At 36.5% G+C, this 6984-nt stretch carries 9 protein-coding genes; 1 reads left to right on the top strand and 8 read right to left on the bottom strand.

The genetic code is table 11. From position 1 onward, the window contains the following. Nucleotides 1-230: 230 nt before the first annotated feature. From SGJ10_01640 to SGJ10_01615, 6 genes are all read right to left on the bottom strand, one after another. Nucleotides 231-644 carry a hypothetical protein gene (locus tag SGJ10_01640; GenBank protein MDZ4756827.1) on the bottom strand — a complete coding sequence of 138 codons (414 nt, stop codon included), beginning with the start codon at nucleotides 642-644 and terminating at the stop codon, nucleotides 231-233. Nucleotides 645-651: 7 nt separating this feature from the next. Then, nucleotides 652-1035, bottom strand: coding sequence for a hypothetical protein (locus SGJ10_01635; GenBank protein ID MDZ4756826.1), 384 nt, complete (start codon nucleotides 1033-1035; stop codon nucleotides 652-654). A gap of 192 nt (nucleotides 1036-1227) precedes the next feature. Further along, the gene (locus tag SGJ10_01630) at nucleotides 1228-1587 is read right to left on the bottom strand and encodes a hypothetical protein (GenBank protein MDZ4756825.1); all 360 of its coding nucleotides are present in this window, start codon (nucleotides 1585-1587) and stop codon (nucleotides 1228-1230) included. 15 nt (nucleotides 1588-1602) lie between these two features. Beyond that, on the bottom strand, nucleotides 1603-2979 hold the full coding sequence (locus tag SGJ10_01625) for a M20/M25/M40 family metallo-hydrolase (GenBank protein ID MDZ4756824.1): 1377 nt from the start codon (nucleotides 2977-2979) through the stop codon (nucleotides 1603-1605). Between the two features lie 74 nt (nucleotides 2980-3053). Beyond that, nucleotides 3054-3782 (bottom strand): hypothetical protein, encoded by a 729-nt coding sequence (locus tag SGJ10_01620; GenBank protein ID MDZ4756823.1) that lies wholly within the window; start codon nucleotides 3780-3782, stop codon nucleotides 3054-3056. A 43-nt stretch (nucleotides 3783-3825) separates the two neighbouring features. Further along, nucleotides 3826-4326: an HAD family hydrolase gene (locus SGJ10_01615; GenBank protein MDZ4756822.1), complete on the bottom strand. Its 501-nt coding sequence runs from the start codon at nucleotides 4324-4326 to the stop codon at nucleotides 3826-3828. A 38-nt stretch (nucleotides 4327-4364) separates the two neighbouring features. Between SGJ10_01615 and SGJ10_01610 the strand changes: the two genes are divergently transcribed. After that, entirely contained in the window at nucleotides 4365-5099 is a 735-nt protein-coding gene (locus SGJ10_01610) for a polyprenol monophosphomannose synthase (protein MDZ4756821.1), read from the top strand. On the opposite strand, the gene SGJ10_01605 is transcribed toward SGJ10_01610, so the two are convergent. Both SGJ10_01605 and SGJ10_01600 read right to left on the bottom strand, forming a co-directional pair. Continuing rightward, nucleotides 5096-6559: a glycine--tRNA ligase gene (locus tag SGJ10_01605; protein ID MDZ4756820.1), complete on the bottom strand. Its 1464-nt coding sequence runs from the start codon at nucleotides 6557-6559 to the stop codon at nucleotides 5096-5098. The two genes, SGJ10_01610 and SGJ10_01605, sit on opposite strands and share 4 nt — an antisense overlap. 80 nt (nucleotides 6560-6639) lie before the next feature. Continuing rightward, nucleotides 6640-6876 (bottom strand): T9SS type A sorting domain-containing protein, encoded by a 237-nt coding sequence (locus SGJ10_01600; protein MDZ4756819.1) that lies wholly within the window; start codon nucleotides 6874-6876, stop codon nucleotides 6640-6642. Nucleotides 6877-6984 lie beyond the last annotated feature (108 nt).

The raw sequence follows: 6984 nt of genomic DNA, 5'->3' as shown, positions 1-6984 counted from the left end.
TATAAAAAACAAGCAATGAATCGTTATAAAACATAAAACTTTTTATGTTTTTACATTCATAATTAATATAGTATATGCTCTCTTTATGACAATAAAACAGAGGTCTTCTATCGGAATCATAATAATTCCTAATACCCACATTTATAAAAGTATCAAACTCAAACTTTTGTTGTGCGAACCCTTTATTAATAAAAAGAGTTATTAATAAAAATAAAAAATAAAAACGTTGCTTAAAGTAAACCAAGTTCGGTAGCTTCAACTATTGTGTAGATTTCAATATAATAGTAGTTTGGATTATTACCGGTAACAATCACTAATGCGTCAGAAAACAAGTATCTCGCTACTGGTAAACAGCCCTGCAATACCTTGGTTTCAGCAAAATCAACTAACCAATCAACTCTTGGCAGGACTATTTCATCTGCACCTGGTTGATAGGTAGTCCATTCACATTTTTTAGTTCCAGGGTCTTCACAATCTAATAAATGTCTATGTTGAAATGGATTTGAATAATTATGGTTTTCTGTTATCTTATCATAACCGTTTTCTCCTTTATAAATTCGACATATTTTAATATAACCAAAAGAATTTAATGTTTGTAAGCTTAACACTATTAGTAGTGAGGCTATTTTAATTATTTTTTTCATAATAGTATTAATTTAATAAACCTAATTGTGTTGCTTCTGCTATAGTATACACTGTAAAGGAATAATTACTTAAGTCCGTTCCTGCCCATGCTACAAAATTAACACCCCCCATAATTGCTTGGCCTGTTAATTGGTTGTTGGTGATGTTGTTTTCCACAAACACAGTTATACCACCACATGGCACTTCTCTTTCGCCAGTTGGAGGGGATATCATCCATTCGCAACGAATGTCTCCAGGGCCTTCGCATTTAAGTATGTGTGCGTTCGATCCATGTTCTTCGCAAACCCGAAAGTAACCATTGGACCCCTTATTGCTTTTACAAATTGTGAAGTACGCAAATGATGGGGTTAGGAAAGAGCTTAAAAAAGCTAGTAGAATAATTTTTTTCATATTTATTTTTTTATTTAAAGTTTGAACCGCAATAATAAATAATAAATAATAAATAATAAATAATAAATAATAAATTTGAAAAATTTTGTAAACATCTATAAATCAACAAATAAAAAAATTTCGCATTTATTCAGCTACATCATTGAGCTGTATTTATTTGTGGTTCTCTATTTTTTAAACTCAAAAAGTGTTTTAAGCTCTCTTCCTCACAAAAATATAATATACCAAAAGTATTATAATACCACAAACAAAAAGCCCAGTAGCAATAGGTTTTCCTGTGGGTTCCAACTCAAAAAACTCAGAGCACATCCACATAGAATTAGCTGCAATCCAAAAGCAAACAGCCAAGTTGTGAAACAAATCTGATTTTGATTTTTTGCTTAACCAAGTTATATATATTCCCAAAAGCAAAGTGGGAACCATCATAATAACACCGCCCATTTTAAAAGAAGAGACCCAACATAAATCTTTGAACAACCATAATACGATGTGGCCATTCTCAAACCAACGGATGGTATATCTACCGGGATGGTCGTTTTCTTGAGGAGTCACTACAAAATATTATAATTAAAATCCATGCTCACTGAGCAACCAGATTAAGGAACTTAAAGTAGCAGAACCTAGTTCTAGCTCCCGCTTGTTTACATATTTAAATTGGTCAATTTCGGTATGGTGAAAATCGAAATAACGTTGTGGGTCGGGAATAAAACCAATTAATGCTACACCTTGATCTCTGAGCGGGCCAATGTCGGCACCACCGCCACCCACTTGCCATTCGTGAACCCAATAAGGTTTGAATAAGGGTGCCCAACTATATAATAGTTTCCATTGGTTACTGTCGCATGTTGCATTAAAACCGCGGGGCGTAAATCCACCTTCATCTGTTTCTATAGCGGCTATATGTTTTTCTTTATTTTGTTTGGCAAGCTCGGCATATTTACGACCACCACGTAATCCATTTTCCTCGTTCATAAATAATACAACTCTAATGGTGCGTTTGGGTTTTATGTGTAGCGATTTATAAATATTGGCCACCTCCATACTTTGCACACAACCTGCACCATCATCTTGTGCACCATCGCCATTGTCCCACGCATCTAGGTGTCCGCCAACTATTATAATTTCTTCAGGTTTTTCGCTTCCTTTTATTTCGCCCACCACATTATAACTTAATACATCGGGAAGTGTTTCACAGTGCATGTGCATTTGTAATTTGATAAGCGGAAATTCCTTCAACCATTTGCCTAATTTTTCTGCATCATTGGTGCTAATTGCGGCACAAGGAATTTTATTATATAATGAATCGTAACGCATGGCACCTGTATGTGGATGGTCGCTTAAGCCCACCTCCATGCTGCGGCAAATAGTTCCCACTGCTCCATACCTTGCAGCAATGGATGGCCCAGCCCAACGCTGATCAACAGCTCCGCCATAAGCCTCGAACGTGAAAATTTTAGCAGGGTCCATAGGGCGGTTAAAAAAAATGATTTTGCCTCTTACTTTTTCTTCGCCCAGTTTCGCAATATCAGTTACACTATCCACCATTAGTATTTCGGCCTTAAGTCCACCATCGGGTGTTGCCACACTTCCACCCAAAGCTATAATATTTAATTTCATATAACCCAAGCTCGGATGAAAGACAGAAGCAGTTTCTTTTTTTCCTCTTACCCAATGAGGCACCATCACGGGTTGCAGCCATACCGAATCGAAACCCTGTTGTTCTATCATGAGTTTCTCCATGAGCTCAACAGCAACAGCAGCTTGAGCCGAACCACTGATTCTGCCCCCGGCTTTGCTACATAGTTGTTTTAAATTATCATAACACTTTCCTTGGGTGAGGGCTGTTTTATATATATGTGCGATGTTACTTGAATCAGTGTTTTGAGAGAAGGAATAAGTGCAAAAAAACGACAGCAAAAATATGAGACATGTTTTATTCATCATAGTGCAAAAGTAATGATATATTTTGATCGGAAAACGGCTGGCGTAAAGTAGCCATGTATAAAGATAGGAAACGATTATAAATAGTAACCAATAGAAAGTCCCAACTTCCGACCTGGATTTGAAGCGGTGCCCTCTCCAATAATATCTTTAGAACTCGAATACATTATATAGTTTTTCCCCACCACGTTTGTGCTATTAACAGGAAGCGAAAGAATACAATTAATACTTAATTCTTGTTTCGGACCCACTTTTAAATTACCGCCAAAACTTATTTCGGCTGCCCAAATGTTTTTATAATAAACCCCATTGTTAGACACATCCCATTTGGCAACTTCATATTTATTCGAATTATCATTCATTATTAGTGAAGCTCCCCATATATTATAGTAGCTGTATGAAACGCCAACCCCTGTATTAAGGGTCAGCTTTTTGTTTTTATATATAATTCTTTGGATGTTAATAGGGACAGAGATGACACCTAAAATCGGGAAAATTTGAACTTTTTCTGAAAAGTCAGTGTTGTTTATTTTGGATATGGTATGTATTCGAAAGCTATTTGTAGTTAGGTGAAAACCCAAAGCAGATTTATATTTAGAATTGAACTTATATGAATAATTGACTCCAAAACCATAATAAAAGGAGTTGGTGATATACAAACGTTCATCGGGGTTTGTTGCAGTAACCTTGTAGGGCATTATTCCATAATCTGCATGTAGGGAAAAACGATATTTTTTTTCAGTGAGATTTTGCGACAAAGCGATGCTGCTTACCAGGCACGACAGAAGGGCTAATTTTAATTTCATACGTAAAATAGATTATAATTTTGTGAGCAAAAATATATGATTTCTACCTCATCTCAAAAAATATTTTGATTATTTTCCGTACATTTTCCGTTTTATTATCCTCAATCAATACACCCTCAATACCGCAAGCTGCGGCAGCCTCAAGGTCTCTGTCTCGGTCCCCGAGCATCATACTTTCTGCAGGGTTAATATTATAATGTTTGATTGCTTTTTCAATTAATAAAGAACCAGGTTTGCGGCAGAGACAACCGCCACTTACCTCAGGATGGTGCGGGCAAAAATATATGGCATCAATTTTTGAACCTTCGGTTTGTAAAAGCTGATGCATCTTTTGATGTATTTGGAGCAAGGTTTCCTCCGTATAAAGTCCTTTGGCAATTCCTCCTTGATTGGTGATAACGATGACAGGAAATCCTTTTTCATTAGCATATTTGATAGCTTTTGCAATGCCAGGATTCAGCACAAAAAGGTCGGGATGTGTAACATAATCGCCCAGTTCACGGTTTATGATACCATCGCGGTCTAAAAACAAAGCCTTTTTCAAGAGAGGTAGGTGTTATATTTGCCGCCAAATTTACAACATTGTCCGATAAGTTAGTTATCATACCGACCTATAATGAAATAGAAAATGTGGAAACCATGATCCACAAAGTGTTTTCTTTGCCTAGAGATTTCCACATATTAATAGTGGATGATGGCGGCCCTGATGGGACTGCAGAAAAAGTAATCGAATTACAAAAGGAATATCCAGGAAAATTGCATTTGATGCAACGAAAGGGCAAACAGGGCTTGGGTACTGCATATATAGCTGGGTTTAAATGGGCCCTAGAAATAAATTATGAATTTATATTTGAGATGGACTGCGATTTTAGTCACAATCCCGAAGACTTGGTACGCTTGCACGAAGCCTGTTCGAATGGTGCTGATATAGCCGTGGGTTCTCGCTACAAAACTGGCATTAATGTGGTGAACTGGCCAATAGGCCGTGTGTTGATGAGCTATTATGCATCAGCTTATGTGCGTTGGATAACGGGATTGCAGGTGCGTGATACCACAGCAGGATTTGTGTGCTATCGTGCAGAGGTTTTGCGAACTATTGAATTAGATAAAATCAAATTTAAAGGTTATGCTTTCCAAATAGAAATGAAATTTACTGCTTGGAAAATTGGTTTTAAGTTGGAAGAAGTTTCTATCATATTTTATGACCGCACTTTAGGTCAAAGCAAAATGAGTTCTGGTATTTTCAAAGAAGCTTTCTTCGGAGTACTGGATATGAAAATAAGAAGTTGGTTTAGGAAGTTTCCGAAGAGACCTTAATTCAATTTCCGTAACAACTCATTCATACTTATTTGAGGTATTATAATATCTTTCAACGCAGCAATCTTCACACGTTCCTGTTGCATGGTATCTCGGTGACGGATGGTTACCGATTCATCTTCTAATGAATCATGGTCGATGGTAATACACAGCGGAGTGCCTAGTGCATCGTGTCTTCTATATCGTTTGCCAATACTATCTTTCTCCTCATAATGACAATTAAATTCGAACTTAAAATCATCCATAATTTTACGAGCGAGCTCAGGCAAACCATCTTTTTTTACCAAAGGCAATACGGCTAATTTAATAGGAGCTAATGCGGCAGGCAATGCAAGTAACGTGCGTGTCTCCGTTAGTTCTCCATTTTGCACCTTTTCTTCTTTAAAAGCATTACACATTTGCAATAAGAACATTCTATCTAAACCAATAGACGTTTCTACTACATAAGGCACATAGTTTTGATTAATTTCAGGATCGAAGTATTGTAGTTTTTTGCCACTGAATTGTTGGTGTTGGCCAAGGTCAAAATCAGTACGGCTATGTATCCCTTCTACTTCTCTAAAACCAATTGGGAATTTATATTCTATATCAACTGCAGCATTTGCATAATGGGCAAGTTTTACATGGTCGTGGAAACGATAATTATCAGGATTCGTGCCCAAAGCCAGGTGCCATTTGAGGCGTTGTTCTTTCCATTTATTATACCATTCTATCTCTGTGCCAGGTCTCACAAAAAACTGCATTTCCATTTGTTCAAACTCACGCATTCGCATAATAAAACCACGGGCTACTACTTCGTTACGAAAAGCTTTTCCAGTTTGAGCAATACCAAAAGGAATTTTCATTCTTCCGGTTTTTTGAACGTTCAAAAAATTAACAAAAATTCCTTGTGCAGTTTCAGGACGTAGGTATACATCTTCAGCATCTTCGGCCAAGGCACCCATTTGTGTTTTATACATTAAATTGAACTGACGCACATCGGTCCAATTGCGTGTACCGCTCACAGGGCAGGCAATTTCGTGTGTTATAATTAACTCTTTTAATGCGTCCAGATTATTGTCAGCAATGGCTTTATCCAAAGCATTTTGTAGTTCTTCTGCTTTTTGTGTTTTGCCATTCTTTATATATTTCTCAATCTGGTCTTCCAATAAATTATCGGCACGATATCGTTTTTTACTGTCTTTATTATCTACCATCGGGTCGCTGAAACCATCAATATGTCCGCTTGCTTTCCATATTTTTGGGTGCATAAAAATAGCAGAATCTAAACCTACAATATTCTCGTGCAGTTGCACCATGCTCCGCCACCAATATTGGCGAATATTATTTTTTAACTCCACTCCGTTTTGCCCGTAATCATAAACAGCACCTAGGCCATCATATATTTCGCTGCTAGGGAAAACAAAGCCATATTCTTTGCTATGTGATACTACTTTTTTAAATATTTCTTCACTCATAATGTCGGCAAAGATATAGATTTTGTCTAGAAAATGCCGTTATTATAATACTATTGAGAAGCTTTTTTATCGAACAATATATTTTACTTTATCACCTTCAAAGTATAATTATATTCTGTATTGTGTAAACGAATATAATATACACCATTACTCAAATGCTTGGTAGAAATAGTTTGCAAAGCTTGAGAAACTTTTTGTGTATATAATATTCTGCCCTGCAAATCTATAATGTCCAAATTATAATTTGTGTTCAGCACATCAGTATTAACTATATTAATTTCATCTTGAAAAGGATTTGGATAACATTGGATATGTGCCAAAGGATTAATGGGAGTATAAAGTAGATTGTGTAAACGGTTATAGAGGGAATACTTATAGGAGGGGAAGTGGAGCGTAGCGGAACGACCCTCCTATAAGTATTCGGATTT

Source organism: Bacteroidota bacterium (assembly GCA_034439655.1).
Lineage (GTDB): Bacteria > Bacteroidota > Bacteroidia > UKL13-3 > UKL13-3 > CANJUD01.
Note: the sequence above shows the minus strand (reverse complement) of the source record. Positions and strands in the feature narration are given on the sequence as shown.

What these genes read in the sequence shown, in the direction of transcription:
- SGJ10_01625 (MDZ4756824.1), bottom strand. Translation starts at nt 2,979, where the DNA reads ATGATGAATAAAACATGTCTCATATTTTTGCTGTCGTTTTTTTGCACT.
- SGJ10_01640 (MDZ4756827.1), bottom strand. Translation starts at nt 644, where the DNA reads ATGAAAAAAATAATTAAAATAGCCTCACTACTAATAGTGTTAAGCTTA.
- SGJ10_01635 (MDZ4756826.1), bottom strand. Translation starts at nt 1,035, where the DNA reads ATGAAAAAAATTATTCTACTAGCTTTTTTAAGCTCTTTCCTAACCCCA.
- SGJ10_01620 (MDZ4756823.1), bottom strand. Translation starts at nt 3,782, where the DNA reads ATGAAATTAAAATTAGCCCTTCTGTCGTGCCTGGTAAGCAGCATCGCT.